The following is an 18,652-nucleotide window of genomic DNA, read 5'->3' on the forward strand; positions in this document are numbered from 1 at the left end:
GCCTGCTAGCGTCGCGCACATGAAGAAACATATTGCGCTACCAATCATCTTCACCGCTCTGCTCGTCGCCACGGAAAGCCTGGCGGCCGAGACCAAGGGAGCCGGCTCAACCTTCGTTTCGCCTGTGATGGCGAAATGGATCGACGCATACAAGACGAAGACCGGCAACACCGTCAGCTATCAAGCGGTCGGCTCCAGCATCGGCGTCAGCCTGATCAAGAAAGAGGCCGTCGACTTCGGCGCAAGCGACATGCCGCTCGATCCCAAGGAGCTGGACAGGCTCGGCATGATGCAATTCCCGATCGTGATCGGGGGCGTCGTGCCGGTCGTCAATATCGATGGGGTCAAGCCCGGCCAGATCCGCTTCACCGGCCAGATGCTCGCCGACATCTATCTCGGCAAGCTGAAATCATGGAACGATCCGGCCATTCGCGCGATCAACCCCGACATCAGGCTGCCGAACACTGCAATCACGGTGGTTCATCGCACGGACGGATCCGGCACGACGTTCAACTGGTCGAACTACCTCTCGAAGGTCAGCCCGCAGTGGAAGTCGAGCGTGGGCGAAGGCACCTCGGTCGAGTGGCCGCTTGGTCTCGGCGGCAAGGGCAATGATGGCGTCGCCTCGCTCGTCAGCCTCGTTCCGGGCTCGATCGGCTATCTCGAATACACTTACGCCCTGCAACGGCTCGACAAGATTTCTTTCGGCGTCGTGCAGAACAGCGCCGGCAATTTCGTCGTCCCCGACGCCGCATCGTTCCAGGCGGCGGCCTCGAGCGCGGACTGGAGGGCGGAGAAAGGTTTCCATCTCGTGCTGACCAACGCGCCCGGCGAAGACGCCTACCCCATCACAGCCACGACGTTCGTGCTGATGCCGAAGGCGCCGAAATCCGAGGAACGATCGGCAGCCACCATCGACTTCATGCGCTGGTCGCTGGAGAACGGAAAGGCCCAGGCCGAGACGCTCAATTACGTGCCGCTGCCGGCCGCCCTGGTCGACCAGATCGAGCGTTACTGGGAGCAGAGCCTTGGTGCGTCCACGATCTCGGCATCGGCTGCGGTCAAGCGCTGAGGCTCGAAGCAAGCCTGGTCAGAGATCAATCGCCGGCAGGCCATTCCCCGCTGGAACCTTGCGCGCGTCGAGCACGTTGAGCTGGCACCGGGCCTGAACTCGGCCGGTTGGAGGCCTTGCGATCTTTTCCGACGATGAAGACATCGACCACGGTGACCTCAGGAGTTCGGTAACCCCCTGGGTCACGAGCGGCGGACCAGACGTTCGACCCGTCATCGGAAGCTTCGCATGCGACGTCCTGGTTATCGGTGCGGGGATCACCGGCGCTATGATCGCCGAAAGCTTCACCCGTCGCGGGCACGAGGTCGTCGTCATCGACCGGGAAACTCCCGGACATGGCAGTACCGGCGCAAGCACCGCGATGTTGCTCTGGGAAATCGATCGACCGTTGTCCGAGCTTACCCAGGCCTACGGATTCGAACGCGCGGCGCGTTGCTACACGGCGAGCCTCCGCGCCGTCCAGGGCTTGTTGTCGTTGACGCGCCACTATCGCATCCCATGCCACATCAGAGATCGGCTTTCACTCTACCTTGTAGTTGATGACAGCGGAAAATCCCTGAAAGAGGAGTCTGATCTGAGAGCGCGCGCCGATCTGCCCGGCGTATTTCTCGATCACGCGTCACTGCTCCGCCGGTTTGAGGTTGCCCGCGCGGGTGCGATCCTGTCGCCGCTTGCCGCAGATGCCGATCCTGTCGAGCTCACTCACGGACTTCTGAAGATTTCCATCGGACGGGGGGCCCTTGTCCGGCAAGCCAACGCGACGGCTTTTGAAAGTGCCGGCGCCAAGGTCGCCGTTGGCCTCGACGGCGGCCACGAGATCGAGGCGAACCGCGTGGTGTTGTGTACGGGTTACGTGATGCCCAGCATCGTGCGTCCGACCATCCAGCGCCCGGCCTCGAGCTGGGCCATTGCCACAGAGCCTCAACCCCAAAATCTGTGGCCCGAAGACGCGCTGATCTGGGAAGCGAGCCATGACTACCACTATGCCCGCAGCACATCGGACGGCCGGATCATTTTCGGCGGTGAGGATGATGATTCCGCGATCGAACCGCAGGCGCGCGAGGCGCTCACCCCTGCCAAGCGGGAACGCCTGAGGCAGACGCTTGGGGCGCTTTGGCCTCGATCATCCCACAAGATCGACTATTGCTGGTCGGGGGCGTTCGACACGACGCAGGACGGATTGCCGCTCATCGGCGCGGTGCCCGGCCAGAAGAACATTTTCGCCGCCTATGGTTACGGCGGCAACGGCATTACGTTCAGTTATCTTGCGGCTGAACTGCTCGCGACGTTTTGCTCCGGAGGCAACTCTCCGCTACTTGACGACTTCGCGATCGATCGCACCGCCTGAGCAGACCGACCATCGAAGCGCTCCATATGGGACATCTCGGGGCGGAGCCACCGAAGAGCGAAGCACGGCTCAGATCACGTCCCGGAAGCCTGCATAACACGGCACCGACGTTCTTTTTTTGGATGAATCGCGTTTTCAAATCGTTCCTGCCCGGTATTCTGTCGTTGAACAAGACTCGCAGGGACCAGTCCGTGAAGCGATTGCGCGGCCTCGACATCGACGAACCCGAGGCATTCTGCCCGACGCCAAAGCGTCCGGCCGGATGAACGATTTCGCGCGATCCGTCGGCGCCGCGCTCACGCTGATCGGCGAGGCCGACGCCGAGCTGCTCGGCATCGTCGCACTGTCGGTTCGTGTCAGCCTGACCGCCGGCATCGTCGCGCTGCTGATCGGCGCGCCCTTCGGGGCCCTGCTCGCGATCACCCGATTCCGCGGGCGACAGGTCGTCATCGTGCTGACCAACGCGCTGCTCGGCCTTCCGCCGGTCGTGGTCGGGCTTGCGCTCTATCTTCTGCTGTCGCGGTCCGGCCCGCTTGGGGCAGCCGGACTGTTGTTCACGGCAACCGCCATGGTGATCGCGCAGACCCTGCTCGCGACCCCGATCGTGGTCGCGCTGGTGCACCGGCCGGCGAGCCTGCTCTGGGCCGAGTATGGCGACCTCGCGCGGATCGACGGACTATCGACACTGCGCAGCATCGGCCTGCTGTTCGCGCTCGGCCGAACGTCCCTGCTGACGGCCTTTCTCGCGGCTTTCGGACGCGCGATCGCCGAGGTCGGCGCGATCATCATCGTCGGTGGCAACATCCGCGGCTTCACGCGCACGATGACGACCGCGATCGCGCTGGAGACCAGCAAGGGCGACCTGCCGCTGGCCCTCGGGCTCGGGCTGATCCTGCTCGCGCTCAGTGTGGCGGTGTCGACCGTCGCCTTCCTGCTAGTGGGACGCGTTGGGGAAAAATAGCTGCTCGCCGCCGACCTTGTAGCCGGCGATCGCATCCTGCCCCTTCGGCGAGACCAGCCAGTCGATGAAGGCCTGTGCGTCCTTCGCCTTCACGTTCGCATGCGTGGCCGGATTCACCAGCATGACGCCGTACTGGTTGAACAGCCGCTTGTCGCCCTCGGTCAGGACGGCAAGCTCGCCCCGGTTCTTGAACGACAGCCAGGTGCCGCGGTCCGACAGAAGATAGGCATTCGACGACGAGGCCATGTTCAACGCCGGACCCATGCCCTGGCCGATCTCGCGATACCAACTGTCCTTGCCGGCGCCGATATCGACGCCCGCCTCCTTCCACAATCTCAGCTCGGCCGCATGGGTGCCGGACTTGTCGCCGCGCGAGATGAAGGTTGCCTTTGCCGCCGCGATCTTGCGCAGCGCATCCGTGACGTCCTTGCCGCCGGCGATCTTTGCGGGATCGCTCTTCGGACCGACGATGATGAAGTCATTGTACATGACATCGAAGCGCTTCACGCCCTGCCCCTCGGACATGAACTTGTCCTCGGCAGGCCTGTCATGCACGAACACCACGTCGGCATCGCCGCGCCGCCCGATATCGAGCGCCTGGCCGGTGCCGACGGCAACGACCTTCACCTCGATGCCCTCCGCCTTCGAGAACAACGGCAGCAGGTAACCAAACAGGCCCGACTGTTCCGTCGACGTCGTCGAGGCCACGGTGATGGTGCGATCCTGCGCGAATGCGCATGTCGACCAGGCCAGAACCGCTGCGATGGCGGCAAGCTTCTTCATGCGTCGTCCCCACTTTCCAGACGTTTCAAATTACGCCAGGAAGGACGACGCCGGGAAGCCCCGACGTTCGGCTCAGGATCAGCGGTCGGGGCAGTACCGCATGACGGCGCGGATCGCCTGTGGCCCCGGCTCCTTCACCCAATCGTCTTCGTGCAGCCAAAGCTTGTCGTCATCGATGACATACGCGAGCGTCACGGTGTCGAAGCCTCTGGGATTGCGGACCCTGACCTCGCACCGATGTTCTGCAATTGGTCCCACCTACATTGACATTGATGTGACGGCCGGGGCAGTTTTTTGCATTGCTGGCGAATCAGCGATTGCTTCACGCCGAGTACCTCTTGGACAACTCCCTGTGCTTTCGAGACTGATATCGTTGCTGCGCCGCATTCCTGCGGTGAAATGGGCGTTCACCCGGCTTAGGCCCTTGCCGCACGGCGGCAGCATCGACGTCGTGCCGATCGCGGCAAGCGAGTCGCCGGCAATCGTTGCCGACATCGCAGAAGCTGTTGCGGCTCCCGACAGCACCAGCACGAGCCCGCTGCGCAGTGACACCGAAATCGCCGTTGCTAGTCCGCTCGCCGAGGATCGCGCGGCTATCTCTGTCATCCCGGAGATCCCCTCCGCAGCGCCAACTGATATCAGCATCGCCAACGATTCATCCTTGGAAGCGCCGACAGAGGTCGAGTCGGTCGTCCTCGAAGAGGTTTCGGTCTCGCCAGTCGAAGTGGAGAGCGAGGCCATCGATGCTCATGATCTCGTCACCAACGATCCACCTGCGGAACTCCAGACCAACGTCGCACCCGTCGTCGTAGAAGAGACACCGGTCCCGGTTGTCGAGATCGAGAGCGGCCGGGTCGATGCTCCCGAGCTCGTCAGCAGCGACCCATCTGTGGAACTTCCGGAGATCGTTGAACCCATCATCGTTGAAGAGGCGCGGCTGTCGCCTGTCGAGGCCGAGAGCCGGCAGGCCAACGTTTCCGAGCCCGTTATCGGCAGCGATCCATCTCCCGAACTCTCAGCCGAGGTGGAGCTTGTCGTCGTAGAGGAGGCGCTGGTCTCATCTTTCGACATCGAGACCGCTCCGGTTGATGCCCCCGTTCCCGCCGTCAACGACGATACCTCCGCCGACGTCGCCGATGTTGAGCCGTCTGCCGTGGAAGACTCGTGTGTCGCGCTTGCGGACAGCGACGCCTCGGCGGAGGAAGCCTCCGAGAGCAGCATCGACAGCGCTCCCTTGCCGATCGTCGCAATGGAGATCGAGCCGGTCCCGGCCAACGATTCCGCCCCGGTCGCAGCGGAGGGTCCCTCTGCCGACACAGCGAGCGTCGTCACGCATGTCGCGCCGGAGCCGGTCTCCGAGTCCCCCGCTCCGGTGATCCCCAGCGCGCCGAAGACGCGCGCAAAGGTCGTGGAACCCATAGACCGCGCCACGTTGATCCGGCAGCGCTGGGCGGAGACCGGGATCAGGATGTGGAATCCGCGGCTTCACGGCGCCGGCGACGCCGCGCTGAACATCCAGGGCCGCGTCGAGCTGCTGCCGCCCGCGCCCGGCGAGACCATGCCACGTTACGACAAGCTCGAATTCAGGATGTCGGGCGGGCAGATCGTCTGCGAGGGCGTCGTCGTCGAGGCGCCCGCGTCGGCGGGTCACCGCAGCTTTACCCAGCTCGCCGAGCCGCGTAACCCCGACCGGACCCGCGAACCGATACGGGAACGCCAGGCCGCACTCGCCTGACCCTTGTCCTCTGCGACCATGCCCGCCATATGCTAGGCTGACGCCTTGGACATGGGAGGCCGCATGCCAGCAAGATCATTGCGCCTGGTCGTGATCGCCGCCCTCTGCATCTCGCAAGGGGCCTTTGCGGCGTCCAGCAAACGCCCGCACCATGCGCCCGCCACCGATCCGGCCGCGCCCTACAAGGCCGACCGGCTCTCCACCTCGCGCGGCCAGACGATCCTCAACACGCCCGGCCAGACCACCGTGCTGACGCGTCAGATCCTTGACGACATGAACGCGACGACCCTCCGGGACGCCATGCGCTCGACCGCCGGCGTGACGATTGGGATTGGCCGCTAGATTTCGCGCGACTTCGCGTTCAGGGGATCGGATAGCCCTTCCAGACCCACTCCAGCGCCGACGGCAGCGTTTGCGCGATCGTCGGCCGGTCGACGTGCTTGGCGTTGCGCACGAACAGGAACTGGTAGTGGTAGCCCTTCTCCGCCAGCACCTTCGCCATCAGCGCGTTCGACAAAGTCCAGTCGTGCATGCCGTCGGGAATGGTGGGGTTCGGATAGAACAGGTCCTGATCGCCGCCGAAGAACCAGAAGCGGATCGGCTTCGCCGGCGCGGCGACGATCAGGGGCACGCCGGGCGGCTCGGCCGGCGTCAGCACGCCGGCCTTTGATATGAGGTTGGGACCCGCCGGCCCTGTCCATGCGCTGTGATACTCCCAGGCGCCGCCACGCAGCGACGGATCGTGCGGCCATTGCTGGTTGACCATCGTCGGCGAGAAGGCCAGCACGCGGTGATAGAGATCGGGATAGAACCACGCCATGGTGAAGGCCGCAGCCCCGCTTGAGCTCAGCCCCATGGTCGCGCGCCCGTCCGGATTTCTGGTCAGCCTGACGTCGGCACTCCTTTCGACCAGAGGCAGCACCTCGCGCTCGACGAATTGCGCATACGCGCCTGACACCGCGTCGTATTCGCGGCCACGCTGGCTGCCCTGCGCGTCCTGGCCGCCGTTGCCGATCTGGATCGCGATCATCGGCGGCACGCGGCGCTGCGCGATCAGATTATCGAGCGTCGTGGCGAGATCCTTGTAGGCGTTGGAGCCGCCGTCGCCGACCACGATGAACGGCGCCTCGGTGCCGCGGACATATTGCGCGGGCACGTAGACGTCGATCGTGCGCGACCAGATTCCAGGATGGCTGGTGGTGACGATCATGTGCGACTTGTCATCCGGCGCGGTGACGGTCGTCATGATCGAAGAATTGGTGCAGCCGGCGACGTCGTCGCGGATCAGGCCGGGATTGTAGATCGTGCTCTCCTTCGACGTCAGCGTGAAGGATTTTGTCATGCCGCGTGGTACGCCTTCCTTCGCAATCGTCTCCGGCGCGGGATTGTGGGTAGGCCCGATGATGAAATTGCCCTCGGCGCCGGACGGCGGCAGCGTTCCGTCGGGCAGTTCGGTCGCGCGCGGATAGTTGGGGTTCGAGGGATCGCGCGTCGGCGGCGCCGTCTTGAAATCGAGGCCCGTCGTGTCAATGAAGAACGGTGCCGCCTTGTCGGTGGTGTTGGCCCCGGGCGGCACAGCCATGTTCTGAGTGACGCAGGCCGGCTGCGACAGTGCAATTGAAGTGAAGGAGACGAGGGAAATCAGCGTCCCCGCGAGGACGGAGAATGAATGGGTCATTTCAGCTCCCGGTGCCGACAAGTCTTTCTGGCTCGCCTTGACGCAAAGTATGGCGGGCCGCCTGCACGCGGTCAAACCGCAAGGGTCCGCATTCCAGCGATAGCCGCCATGCTCAAACCGAACGGCGACCGTTATTCCGTGCATGCTTCATGAATTTTTCCGGATGCGAGGCCGTTGCTGCCGCAGCTCGTACGACGCAGCTTGCGCAAGCACGCGCGTCGGCTGACCGCACAGCAATGCGCCGTCGCTGACGTGAAATAGCCAAGGTCTCGCATGGTTAGCAGATCGTACCTGCGGCTGGCTGCGGGCGAGGCGTGCCTGAGACACGCGCCTCCGCCGCCGGATATCCTTAACACGATCTCACCAATGCACGCGGCTGGAAAATCCCGTGGCAGCGCGCAACCTGCGCTGGTTTTTCGTACAGCCCCCACCTAACGCGACCTTTACCCCCGTCGTGCAAGATCGCCGCCGTTTTGAAGGGATCCGGGGCGCGTATTGCAATGCCTGTCGCCAGTTTGACGTCTCAGCTCGCCGCCACGATGCGGCTGTTTCGCGTGCCGGCCGATAACCCGGACCTGACGCGCGCGCAGTTCGACGCCTTCTCCAAGCAGATCCCGTTGCTCTATTTCATCCTGATGAGCAACACGATCGCCGTCGCCTACACCTATGTCAACGTGGCGCCGGACTGGCTGACGTTGATCGTGCCGAGCGTGCTCACCGTGCTCGCCGCGCTTCGGACCGCCTGGTGGCTGCGCCAGCGGCACCTTGTGCGGAGCGATGCCGATATCCTGCGCAATCTGCGCGCCACCAACTGGATGACATTGCCAATCGGCGCCGGCTTCACCGCATGGTCTTTTGCGCTGTACCCTTACGGCGATGCCTTCGCCAAGAGCCAGGTCGCCTTCTACATGGCGGTGACCGTGATCGGCTGCATCTTTTCGCTGATGCATCTGCGTTCCGCGGCGTTGATCGTGACGCTCGTCGTCGACGTTCCCTATGTGCTATTCTTCTGGGCCACCGGCGAACCGACGCTGAAGGCGATCGCGGTCAATAACCTTCTCGTCTCCGGCGCGATGGTGACGGTGCTCTTCATCTACTATCGCGACTTCGCCGATCTCGTCTCGAGCCGCAAATCGCTGCTGGCGCAGCAGGCGGCGACGCAAGCGCTGTCGGACGAGAACTTCCGCCTCGCCAATCTCGATTCCCTCACCGAGCTGCCGAACCGCCGCCGCTTCTTCGCCGAGCTGTCGAGCGCCTTCACCGACGCCGAGCGCAGGCGCGTTCGTGTCGCGGTGGGGATCATCGACCTCGACGGCTTCAAGCCGATCAACGACAATTACGGCCACTCGGTCGGCGATCGCGTCCTGATCGAAGCCGGGCGCCGCATCCGCGAAGTTTGCGAGGGCTTCGGCCCGCAGCGGGTGGAATTTGCCCGGCTCGGCGGCGACGAGTTCGGCCTCGTGGTCTGCGGCGATCCCGAAGATGACGATTTGATGCGGCTGGGCCAGCGCATCGGCGAACAGGTCAAGCTCCCCTACCAGCTCGACACCGCCCATACCGGGCTGTCCTGCTCGATCGGCTTCGCGCTGTTCCCGAGCTCGGCGACCAGCGCCGAAGCGCTCTATGAATGCGCTGATTACTCGCTCTATCACGCCAAGCGCCATCTCCGCGGCCGCACAGTGATCTTCTCGAGTGAGCTCGAGGCCGAGATCCGCAGCCGCGGCGTCATCGAGAACTTGCTCCGCACCGCCGATTTCAGCACCGAGATGGACCTGGTGTTCCAGCCGATCGTGGACGCCATGAGCGAGCACACCGCCGGCTTCGAAGTCCTGGCGCGCTGGCACAGCTCCCGCCTCGGCCTTGTCTCACCGGCCGACTTCATTCCGGCCGCGGAGCGGATCGGCTTGATCCGGCCGTTGACGCAGGCGCTGCTGGTCCGCGCGCTCGCGACGGCAAGGACCTGGCCCGACCACATCCGCCTGTCGTTCAACCTCTCCGCTCACGATGTCTGCGCAGCCGAGGGGATTTTGCCGCTGATCTCGATCATCGAGAAGAGCGGGTTGCCGCCGCACCGGATCGACTTCGAGATCACCGAGACCGCCGTCACCTTCGACTTCGTGCGCGCCCAGCAGTCGATCGCGACGCTGAAGGCCATGGGCTGCGGCATTTCACTGGACGATTTCGGCACCGGTTATTCCTCGCTGAGCCACGTGCATCGGCTGCCGCTCGACAAGATCAAGATCGACCGCAGCTTCGTCGCCGACATCAACGAAAATCCGGTGAGTCACAAGATCATCAAGTCTCTCGCCGGCCTGTGCGACGACATGGAGATCGCCTGCGTCGCCGAGGGCGTCGAAACTCGCGCGCAGCTCGACAGCCTGCGCCGCCTCGGATGCGACTTCATCCAGGGCTACTACTTCGCAAAGCCGATGTCGGGCGATGCGATCGGTGACTATCTCGCAAAGGAACGCCAGCGTCTCGGCGACGCCGGCGCCAAGGTCGTGGCCTGAGAGGCCAGATCTCAATCCGCACGCGTAGCGCTGACAAATTAAATTGCTGCCTGTCAATCGTCCGCATCACATGCGTCGAAACGCCCTCCGGAGTCGTCACACCGCGCAATAGCGCTCCTGGATGTCCTTGTCCGCCAGCAGCGCCGCCGCGCTGCTCTCGTGCACCACCTCACCCTGGTCGATGATCACGGCGCGGTCGGCCAGCCGCAGGGCCCATTCGACGTTCTGCTCGACCAGCAGCAGTGTCTTGCCCTCGTCGCGCAGGCGGCGGAACAGCACGCCCATCTCCTCGACCAGGACGGGCATGATGCCTTCCGAGGGCTCGTCGAGCAGGATCATCTTGGGCTTTGCGATCAGCGCGCGGGCGATCGCGAGCATCTGTTGCTCGCCGCCCGAAAGCGTGACGCCCTCCTGATCGAGGCGTTCCTTCAGGCGCGGAAAGGTTTCGGCGATCTCGTCGATCGCGGCGCGCTCCTCGATCTCGCTTCCGGCCGCGACCAGGCCGAGCCGCAAGTTCTCGCGCACGGAGAGCCCGGGAACGATGCGGCGCTCCTCCGGCACATAGGCCAAACCGAGGTGGAATCGCTGATGAGCGCGGAGCGGCAGTAGCTCCCTGCCCGCAAAGCGCACGCGGCCGGTGGCCTTCGGCATCAGACCCATCATCGAGCGCAAGGTCGTGGTTTTGCCGGCGCCGTTGCGGCCGACGAGAGCGACCACCTCGCCCTCCTTCACGTGCAGGGAAATGCCGTGCAGGATATGGCTTGCGCCATACCAGGCGTGGAGATCATTGATTTCGAGCAGCGGGGTCTCAGCCATAGCCTTCACTCTGTCCGAGGTAGACCCGACGGACTTCCGGATTGCTCCTGATCTCATCGGGCGCGCCGTCGGCGAGCAAGCGGCCGTGGTGCAGCACCACGACGCGCTTGGACAGGCCCAGCACCATCTTCATCTTGTGCTCCACCAGCAGCACGGTGCGCTTCTCCGCGAGCCGCTCGAGCAGCGCGACCATGTCCTTGGTCTCTTCCGGACCCATGCCGGCGGTGGGCTCGTCGAGCAGCAGCAGCTCGGGCTCGGAGACCAGCGCGATCGCGATCTCCAGCGCGCGCTGCTGGCCGTGCGAGAGGAATTTTGCCAATTCACCGCGCTTGCCGAGCAGTCCGACCGCCTCAAGCGCCGCGTCGGCGCGCGCGTTCAGCTCCGTCAGCCGGGCGCGGTTGCGCCAGATGTCGTAGCTCACGGTCAGCGCCTGCGCCGCCACGCGCACATTCTCGTGCACGGACAAGTCCGGAAAGATGTTCGTGATCTGGTAGGAGCGCGAGATGCCCTGATGCACGAAGCGGTGCTGCGGCAGGCCGTTCAGCTCGCGTCCCCTGAAGTGCAGCGTACCCGATGTCGGGGTCAGCGCGCCGGAGAGGATGTTGAAGAAGGTGCTCTTGCCGGCGCCGTTCGGTCCGATGATCGAGGTGAGCTGTCCCGCCGCAAAGGACACGGTAATGTCTTCGAGCGCGACAAAGCCGCCAAAACGCTTGCCGACCCCCTCGATGCGAAGCAGTTCGCCGCTCATGGCCGCGCCTTTCCGATGCCGAGCGTGTCGAGCAGCGTTCCCCAGATCCCCTTGGGCAGGAACAGCACGAACAGCACGAAGATCGCGCCGACGAAGATCTGCCAATGCGGCGTCCAGAGCGAGATGACATCCTCCAGGATCAGAAAGCTCGCCGCGCCGACGAAGGGCCCGAAGAAGCTGCGGGCGCCGCCGAGCAGCACCATCATCACGATCATGCCCGAGGTCTGGTAGTGCAAAAGGTCCAGCGGCACGATCGACAGGTGCAGCGCCAGCATGCAGCCGCCGAGCGAGGAGATCGCACCCGACAGCATGAACACGATCAGCTTGCTGCGCTCGACGTCATAGCCGCACGCTCGTGCCCGCTGCTCGTTTTCGCGGATGGCCTCGATGACGGCGCCGAACGGCGAGTTCAGGATCCGCGACTGGAACCACATCGCGAGCGCCGCGAAGGCCATCAGCACATAATATTTGTTGACGGGGTCGAGGAAATTGACGGGGAAGCCGAACAGGTTGATGCGGTCGACGGTGAAGCCGCGCAGGCCGTTTTCGCCGCCCGTGAAGGACGAGGCCTGCAGCGCGACGTAGTAGACGAGCTGCGCCAGCGCCAGCGTCACCATGGAAAAATAGATGCCGCGGGTGCGCGTCGAGACGATGCCGATTGCGGCGGCAAGGCCGGTGCTCAGGAGGACGGCGATCGGCACCGCGGCGAACCAGGGCACGCCGTAGCGGCCGATCGCAATGCCGGTGAAGTAGGCGCCCGCGCCGAAGAACGCCGCCTGCCCGAACGACAGCAGCCCGGTGTAGCCGAACAGCAGGTTGTAGCCCATCACCACGACGCCGTAGATCAGGACGTTGACGGCCAGTGCCTGGGACGGCAGCAGCCATGGCAGCACGGCCAGCACCGCGATGGAGAGCAGGACGCGCTGCTCGAGAATCCAGCCGAGCCCGCTGGACGAGGGCTTGGCGACCGCTTCGCCGCTCGATGGTGACGTCACGCGGTCCTCCCTCTCACGCCGAACAGGCCTTGCGGGCGGATCAGCAGCACAATCGCCATCAGCGCGAACATGACGATGGTCGCCATTTCAGGTGCGAACAGCGCCACCAGGCTGATGGAGATGCCGACCATGAGGCCGGCGACCACCGCGCCGACGATCGAACCGAGCCCGCCGATCACGGTCACGACGAAGGCCTCCGCCAGTACCAGCGAGCCCATCTCCGGATTGACGCTGCGCATGGGACCCGCGAGCACACCGCCCAGCGCGGCAAGTCCGACGCCAAGGCCAAAAATCGCGAGCCAGACCCGGCCGATATCGACGCCGAGCACCTGCATGATGGTGGGATCGCGGGCGCCCGCGCGCACAATGAGGCCGATGCGGGTCTTCTCCAGCGTCAGCCAGAGCACCAGCAGCACCACCGCCACCAGCGCGATGACGAACAGGCGGTAGCGCGGGAAGAAGCCGATGCCGAGATCGAGCACGCCGACGAGCTGCGGCGGGGTCGGAAACGGAATGCCATCGCTGCCGAACACGATACGCACGCCCTCGACCAGGATGTAGCTGAGGCCGAAGGTGAGCAGCAGCGGATCGTCGATCGAGCGTCCATAGAGCCTGCGGATCAGGACGAGCTCGATCAGCATGCCGAACGCGCCGATCAAGATGGGAGCGAGCAGCAACCCCCACCAGAAGCTGCCGGTGAGCGACGCCAGATACAGCCCCGCATAGGCTCCGATCATGAACAGCGCGCCGTGGGCGAAATTGACCACCCCGAGCATGCCGAACACGATCGTCAGTCCAAGCGCAGTGATCACCAGGACCGCCCCAAGGGCGATCCCGGAAAGAAGCTGCATGATGATCAGCGACAGGTCCATCGTGACAGGCTTCAGATCGCGTGGCCGAGCTCGCTGCAGCTGCGCAGCATATCGTCGGAGCCCGAATCGTTGGCGAGAATCGCAAACAGGTCGTTGTCGTTCGCCATGGCGGATTTCTTCTTGGACTCCAGCACCAGCACCGACTGCACCGACTGGTGGTCGCATTTGCGGTAGTGCTGCGGGCCCTTGGTCAGATCATATTGCAGCTTCTCGAGAGCATCGATGACTTTGTCGGTGTCGGTGCCGCCGGCGGCCTGCATGGCCGCCAGCAGCGAACCGACGCCGGAATAGCCGTAGGCGCCGTAGTCGGTCGGGATCGCACCGCCATTGGCGGCCTTGAACGCCGCGTTGAAGGCTGCTGCCGACTTGCTCTGCGGCTCCAGCCCCCAATAATAGTTGGCCCCGCCGACCACGCCCTCGAACACATCAGGACCGACCGCGAGCCGCTGGTTGTGCAGGATGACGGGTACGACGATCTTCATCTGCTGCTTGACGCCGAAATCCACCGCCTGCTTGATCGCGTTGGCCTGGTCGCGGCCGAAATTGGAGATGCAGAGCACGTCCGGCCGCATCGACATCAGGCGCGGCATGAAGGTGGAATAGTCGGCCGCTCCGAACGGATGCAGGATCTCGCCGACATTGTCCGCGCCGATCGCTGCCTGCGCGCGCTTGAAGCCGCGCAGCATCTCGTGGCCGTAGGCATAGTCCGCGACGAGATGAGCGACCTTCATCCCCTTCTTCAAGGTCTGCCGCGCCACGGCAGCCGTCGTCATGTGCGGGTTCAGCGCCTCATGGAAGGTGTATTTGCTGAAATCCTTGGCCTCGTTGATGGTGTCGGACTGGCTGATCGAGACGTAGATCACGCCGCGCGCGCGGGTGACCTCGTTGACGGCGAGCTGCACCGCGCTGGAGAGCGCGCCGACCACGGCGTGGACCTTGTCCTTCTCGATCAGCTCCAGCGTGCGAGTCGCGGCTTCGCCGGCATTGAGCTTGTCGTCACGCACCAAGAGCTCGACCTTGCGGCCGCCGATGCCGCCCTTGTCGTTGACGAGCTTGACGGCAAGCTCGGCGCATTTGACCTGATCGCGCGCCTCAGCAGCGAACGGGCCGGTCAGCGGCGTCGGGAAGCCAATGCGAATCGTCTCGTCCGCGGCGCGGCCGAGCCGCGGCATGGCGAGCAGAGCGGCGCCGGCGGAGATGCCGGCGAGCGCGGCGCGGCGGGATATGGTCGAGGTCGAACCGGATTTTGGCATGATTTCCTCCAACTGTCTTTTTTTAGAAACGTTTCAGGGCTTTCAGGACTTTTGTGGGCGTGATCGGGATCGAATTGATCGTCGCACCGAACGGCGTGAGCGCGTCGTTGACGGCGTTGAGCACGCAGGCGGAGGCCGCCGCCGTGCCGGCCTCGCCAACCCCCTTGGCGCCGAGCACGGTGTCGGCGGTCGGCGTCTCGACATGGCCGATGACGATGTCGGGCATCTCCATCGGCATTGGAACGAGGTAGTCGGCGAGCGAGCCGTTCATGAGCTGGCCAGTCTCGCTGTAGCGGCACTCCTCGAACAGCGCCGCACCCAACCCCTGGACGATGCCGCCGCGAAGCTGCTCGTCCACCAGCATCGGATTGATGACGCGGCCGCAATCCTCGACGATGAAGTGCTTCAGCACTTTGATGAAGCCGGTCTCGACATCGACCTCCAGCGAACAGCCCTGGATGCCGTTGGTGAAGGCGAACGGATAGCCCTGCGGCGCGAAATGATGACTGACGGTGAGCTGCGCCTGTGTGCCGGGCGGCAAGGTGTCGGAGCGGAAATAGGCGATCCGCGCGATCTCGGAGATCGGCATCCGCTGGTTCCGGGTCACGGCGTCGACGACCTCGCCATCGATGATGTCGAGTGCCGACGGCTGCTCCTGAAGAATGAGAGCGGCAATCTCCAGAATATTGCGCTTGAGCACGCGCGTTGCCTGCAGCGCGGTCTCGCCGCCGATGCCCGCGCCACGGCAGGCCCAGGTCGCTCCACCATGTGGCGTCACCTCGGTATCTCCGGTGATGACCTTGACGTGCTCCTGCGCAAGGCCGAGCTGATCGGCCACGATCTGGCTGATGATCGCCTCGGTGCCCTGCCCCTGCTCGGTGACCGAGATCAGGCAGCGGATCTCGCCCGATGGCGTCAGGCTGAGGATCGCGCCGTCCTGCGACGAAATGCGCGCGCCGCCGACGCCGTAGAAGGCCGGGCTGGGATTGGTGATCTCAACGAAGGCCGCAATGCCGATGCCGCGATAGATGCCGCGCTCGCGCAAGTCGGCCTGCTCGGCGCGCAACGCCTCATAACCCATCATCTCGTGCAGGCGCTTCAGGCAGGCCTGATGCGACAGCGCCTCGAAGCGATAGCCGGTCGGCGAGGTCTGCGGATAGGCATCGTCCGCGATGACGTTCTGCGCGCGGATGGCGAAGGGATCGAGGCCAACCTTGGCCGCCGCCATGTCCACCAGCCGCTCGGTGACGGCGCAGGCGATGGGATGGCCGACGGCGCGATACTGGCTGGTCTGCACCTTGTTCTGGAAGATCACCTCCAGCGTGGCGCGGTAGTTCTTGAAACGGTAGGGCGCCCCCATCAAGCGGATCACCTGGTTGCCCTCGACCACGCTGGTGCGCGGATAGGTCGAGAACGCCCCGATCGCGGTCAGGTCCAGCACGTCCATCGCCAGGATCTCGCCCTTGGCATCCAGCGCCATGCGGGCGCGAACGCGATGGTCGCGCGCATGGATGTCGGAGACAAAGGACTCGATGCGGTCGGCAACGTACTTCACGGGACGGCCGAGCAGGATCGACAGGCCGACCACCGCCATATCCTCGTGATAGACATGCAGCTTCATCCCGAAGGAGCCGCCGATGTCGGTCGCGATGACGCGAACGCGGGCCTCGGGGATACCGTAGTGGCGCGAATAGAGATCCTGGAACTGGTAGGGCGTCTGCGTCGCGTGATGCACGGTCAACGCATCGGCGGCGGGATCGTAGTCGGAGACGATGGCGCGCGGCTCCAGCGTCACCGCGGTGTGGCGGCCGAAGGAGAACTCTTCTTCCACCACGTGCGCGGCATGCGCAAAGGCGTCGTCAACGGCGCCATTGTCGAGCTGGGCCCGGAAACAGGTGTTATTGACACTGCCGGGATTGATCAGCGGGCCACCAGCCTCTCGTGCACGGTCGATATCGACGACGACAGGGAGGTCCTCGTAATCGATCTCGATCAGCTCCAGCGCGTCTTCCGCGATGGCCCGGCTCTCGGCAACGACGGCCACCACAGCCTGCCCGGCCCAGACCACGCGGTCGAGCGGCAATGGCAATTGCGGAGCCGACGTCATGCCCTTGAAGTGGTCGAGCGTGCCGGTCCAGGGCGTACAGATCTTTGCGAGGTCCTCGCCGGTGGCAACGAGATGCACCCCTTCGAGCGCGCGCGCTTGCTCGGTATTGATGGCGACGATCTTCGCGTGCGCATGCGGACTGCGCAGGAACGCAGCATCGAGCATGCGCGGCAGTCGGAGGTCGCTGACATAGCGACCGCGGCCGACGAGCAGCCGCTTGGCGTTCGGGCGCGGCACGGAGCGGCCGATATAGGAATTCGGGCGATCGAGCGAGGTCAGCGGCGCGCTCATGTCCCGCCTCCGCTTTCTTTGCGCGCTTTGGCCACCGCATCGATGGCGTCGACGATCGCCTCATAGCCGGTGCAGCGGCAGTAATTACCAGACAGCGCGTCGCGGATTTCGTCGCGGCTGGGCCGCGCGATCTGCGAGAGCAACTCGTGGGCATTGACCAACATGCCCGGCGTGCAGAAGCCGCATTGCAGCGCGTTGCGGTGGTGGAATTCGGCCTGGAGATCGGCGATCACGCCGCTCTCGGTAAGACCTTCGATGGTATTGATCTTGGCGCCATCGGCCTGCACCGCGAACATCAAGCAGGAATGCACGGCGCGGCCGTCGAGCTGCACCAGGCAGGCGCCGCAGGCCCCCATCTCGCAGCCCGCATGCGTGCCGGTCAGCTCCAGCGCGTTGCGCAGGCAATCGACCAGCGTCTCGCGCGGCGCCACCTCGCAGGCGACCTTGCGGCCATTGACGACGAAGCGGACCCGCACGGTCTCGTCCGCGTCGTCCAAAAGGGTTTCGTCAAAACCGCTCATGCGCCCTCACCCAGACGTCCGAGCAGGCGGCCGAGCAGCACGCGGGCGAGATGCAGCCGCATCGCCGGCGGCACATCGTCGCTGTCAGGCGGCGCGAGATCGCCTTCGAGCGCCGCTTGTGCGGCGGCGATACGTTCCGCATCCAAGCGCGAGCCAATGAGGGTCGCCTCAGCCCCCTTCACGCGCGTCGGCGTATTGCCGACGGAGAAGAAGGAGATGCGGATGTCGTCGATGCGCTCGCCGGTGCAGGTCGCAAGCATGCCGCATCCGACCAGAGCATAGTCCCCGCGCCGGCGCGCCAGCTCGTCGAATGCAAAGCGCTGATCGGCCTTGAACAGCGGAACGTAGATCGCGGTGATCAGCTCACCGGGCTGCAACGCGGTTTCGAACAGCTCGACGAAGAAGTCGTCGGCTTTCACACGCCGGCTGCCGGAAGGGCCGGCGATCTCGATCTCGGCATCGAGCGCCAGGGTCATCGCCGGGAATTCGGAGGCAGGATCGGCGAGCGCGACGCTGCCGCCAAAGGTGCCGCGGTTGCGGATCGCGGGATGGGCGACGAAGGGGGCGGCCGCATGCAGCAGCGGCGCGAACTCGGCGATCAGCGGCTCGCTCAGCATCTCGCAGTGACGCGTCAGCGCGCCGATACGCAAATAACCGCCCTCGCGCCGGACGCCGCGCAGCTCCTCAATATGGGTGATGTCGATCAGCAACCGCGGCGCTTGTAGCCGCAGCGATAACGCCGGCACGAGGCTCTGGCCCCCGGCAATGAAGCGCGCGTCATCGCCGGCGCGGGCATGAGCATCCAGCGCCTGGTCGATCGTCGCAGCACGAAAATAGCTGAAAGCCCTCGCCTTCACCGCCGTTTCCTCGAGATCCGTCGGCTCATCAGCCGGGATGCCAGATTTGTAACCATCTGGTCTCAAAATCCTGACATGCCGCCGGGAGGCGGTCAACAGGAAATG

Annotated in this window: 16 protein-coding genes; 6 read left to right on the top strand and 10 right to left on the bottom strand. The window is 64.7% G+C overall.

The genetic code is table 11. The features are described from left to right. Positions 1 to 19 precede the first annotated feature (19 nt). The 3 genes from pstS (at position 20) to OWC48_RS36495 (ending at position 3,381) form a co-directional block, all read left to right on the top strand. Positions 20 to 1,072, top strand: a complete 1,053-nt coding sequence (gene pstS / locus OWC48_RS36485) for a phosphate ABC transporter substrate-binding protein PstS (RefSeq protein ID WP_282524318.1) — start codon at positions 20 to 22, stop codon at positions 1,070 to 1,072. Between the two features lie 214 nt (positions 1,073 to 1,286). Further along, on the top strand, positions 1,287 to 2,420 hold the full coding sequence (locus tag OWC48_RS36490) for an NAD(P)/FAD-dependent oxidoreductase (protein WP_404979861.1): 1,134 nt from the start codon (positions 1,287 to 1,289) through the stop codon (positions 2,418 to 2,420). Between the two features lie 262 nt (positions 2,421 to 2,682). Then, positions 2,683 to 3,381, top strand: a complete 699-nt coding sequence (locus OWC48_RS36495; RefSeq protein WP_282524319.1) for an ABC transporter permease — start codon at positions 2,683 to 2,685, stop codon at positions 3,379 to 3,381. On the opposite strand, the gene OWC48_RS36500 is transcribed toward OWC48_RS36495, so the two are convergent. Continuing rightward, positions 3,355 to 4,164: an extracellular solute-binding protein gene (locus tag OWC48_RS36500; RefSeq protein ID WP_282524320.1), complete on the bottom strand. Its 810-nt coding sequence runs from the start codon at positions 4,162 to 4,164 to the stop codon at positions 3,355 to 3,357. The genes OWC48_RS36495 and OWC48_RS36500 overlap by 27 nt on opposite strands. A 373-nt stretch (positions 4,165 to 4,537) precedes the next feature. On the opposite strand from OWC48_RS36500, the gene OWC48_RS36505 reads away from it, so the two are divergent. Both OWC48_RS36505 and OWC48_RS36510 read left to right on the top strand, forming a co-directional pair. After that, a complete protein-coding gene (locus OWC48_RS36505; protein WP_282524346.1) occupies positions 4,538 to 5,899 on the top strand; it encodes a hypothetical protein in 1,362 nt (453 codons plus the stop codon). 63 nt (positions 5,900 to 5,962) lie between these two features. Further along, positions 5,963 to 6,241: a Plug domain-containing protein gene (locus OWC48_RS36510; protein ID WP_175618126.1), complete on the top strand. Its 279-nt coding sequence runs from the start codon at positions 5,963 to 5,965 to the stop codon at positions 6,239 to 6,241. A 19-nt stretch (positions 6,242 to 6,260) separates the two neighbouring features. Here the strand turns inward: OWC48_RS36510 and OWC48_RS36515 are convergent, their stop codons facing one another. Then, positions 6,261 to 7,577, bottom strand: coding sequence for an esterase family protein (locus OWC48_RS36515; RefSeq protein WP_282524321.1), 1,317 nt, complete (start codon positions 7,575 to 7,577; stop codon positions 6,261 to 6,263). A 500-nt stretch (positions 7,578 to 8,077) separates the two neighbouring features. On the opposite strand from OWC48_RS36515, the gene OWC48_RS36520 reads away from it, so the two are divergent. Next, positions 8,078 to 10,087 carry a bifunctional diguanylate cyclase/phosphodiesterase gene (locus tag OWC48_RS36520; RefSeq protein WP_282524322.1) on the top strand — a complete coding sequence of 670 codons (2,010 nt, stop codon included), beginning with the start codon at positions 8,078 to 8,080 and terminating at the stop codon, positions 10,085 to 10,087. A gap of 96 nt (positions 10,088 to 10,183) precedes the next feature. On the opposite strand, the gene OWC48_RS36525 is transcribed toward OWC48_RS36520, so the two are convergent. Genes OWC48_RS36525 through OWC48_RS36560 form a run of 8 tightly spaced genes read right to left on the bottom strand, consistent with a single transcriptional unit; the run spans position 10,184 to position 18,547 of the window. Beyond that, entirely contained in the window at positions 10,184 to 10,903 is a 720-nt protein-coding gene (locus tag OWC48_RS36525; protein WP_282524323.1) for an ABC transporter ATP-binding protein, read from the bottom strand. Next, entirely contained in the window at positions 10,896 to 11,651 is a 756-nt protein-coding gene (locus OWC48_RS36530) for an ABC transporter ATP-binding protein (protein WP_282524324.1), read from the bottom strand. Before OWC48_RS36530 ends, OWC48_RS36525 begins: the two co-directional genes overlap by 8 nt. After that, on the bottom strand, positions 11,648 to 12,646 hold the full coding sequence (locus tag OWC48_RS36535; protein WP_282524325.1) for a branched-chain amino acid ABC transporter permease: 999 nt from the start codon (positions 12,644 to 12,646) through the stop codon (positions 11,648 to 11,650). The genes OWC48_RS36530 and OWC48_RS36535 overlap by 4 nt, the downstream gene beginning before the upstream one ends. Then, positions 12,643 to 13,518: a branched-chain amino acid ABC transporter permease gene (locus OWC48_RS36540; protein WP_028152185.1), complete on the bottom strand. Its 876-nt coding sequence runs from the start codon at positions 13,516 to 13,518 to the stop codon at positions 12,643 to 12,645. The genes OWC48_RS36535 and OWC48_RS36540 overlap by 4 nt, the downstream gene beginning before the upstream one ends. Before the next feature lie 11 nt (positions 13,519 to 13,529). Further along, entirely contained in the window at positions 13,530 to 14,771 is a 1,242-nt protein-coding gene (locus OWC48_RS36545; RefSeq protein WP_282524326.1) for an ABC transporter substrate-binding protein, read from the bottom strand. Between the two features lie 22 nt (positions 14,772 to 14,793). Beyond that, on the bottom strand, positions 14,794 to 17,169 hold the full coding sequence (locus OWC48_RS36550; RefSeq protein ID WP_282524327.1) for a xanthine dehydrogenase family protein molybdopterin-binding subunit: 2,376 nt from the start codon (positions 17,167 to 17,169) through the stop codon (positions 14,794 to 14,796). Further along, the gene (locus tag OWC48_RS36555) at positions 17,166 to 17,690 is read right to left on the bottom strand and encodes a (2Fe-2S)-binding protein (RefSeq protein ID WP_282524328.1); all 525 of its coding nucleotides are present in this window, start codon (positions 17,688 to 17,690) and stop codon (positions 17,166 to 17,168) included. The genes OWC48_RS36550 and OWC48_RS36555 overlap by 4 nt, the downstream gene beginning before the upstream one ends. After that, the gene (locus tag OWC48_RS36560) at positions 17,687 to 18,547 is read right to left on the bottom strand and encodes a xanthine dehydrogenase family protein subunit M (RefSeq protein ID WP_282524329.1); all 861 of its coding nucleotides are present in this window, start codon (positions 18,545 to 18,547) and stop codon (positions 17,687 to 17,689) included. The genes OWC48_RS36555 and OWC48_RS36560 overlap by 4 nt, the downstream gene beginning before the upstream one ends. Positions 18,548 to 18,652: the final 105 nt, after the last annotated feature.

It is taken from the genome of Bradyrhizobium sp. Arg816 (assembly GCF_029989365.1).
In the GTDB taxonomy this organism is placed as follows: domain Bacteria; phylum Pseudomonadota; class Alphaproteobacteria; order Rhizobiales; family Xanthobacteraceae; genus Bradyrhizobium.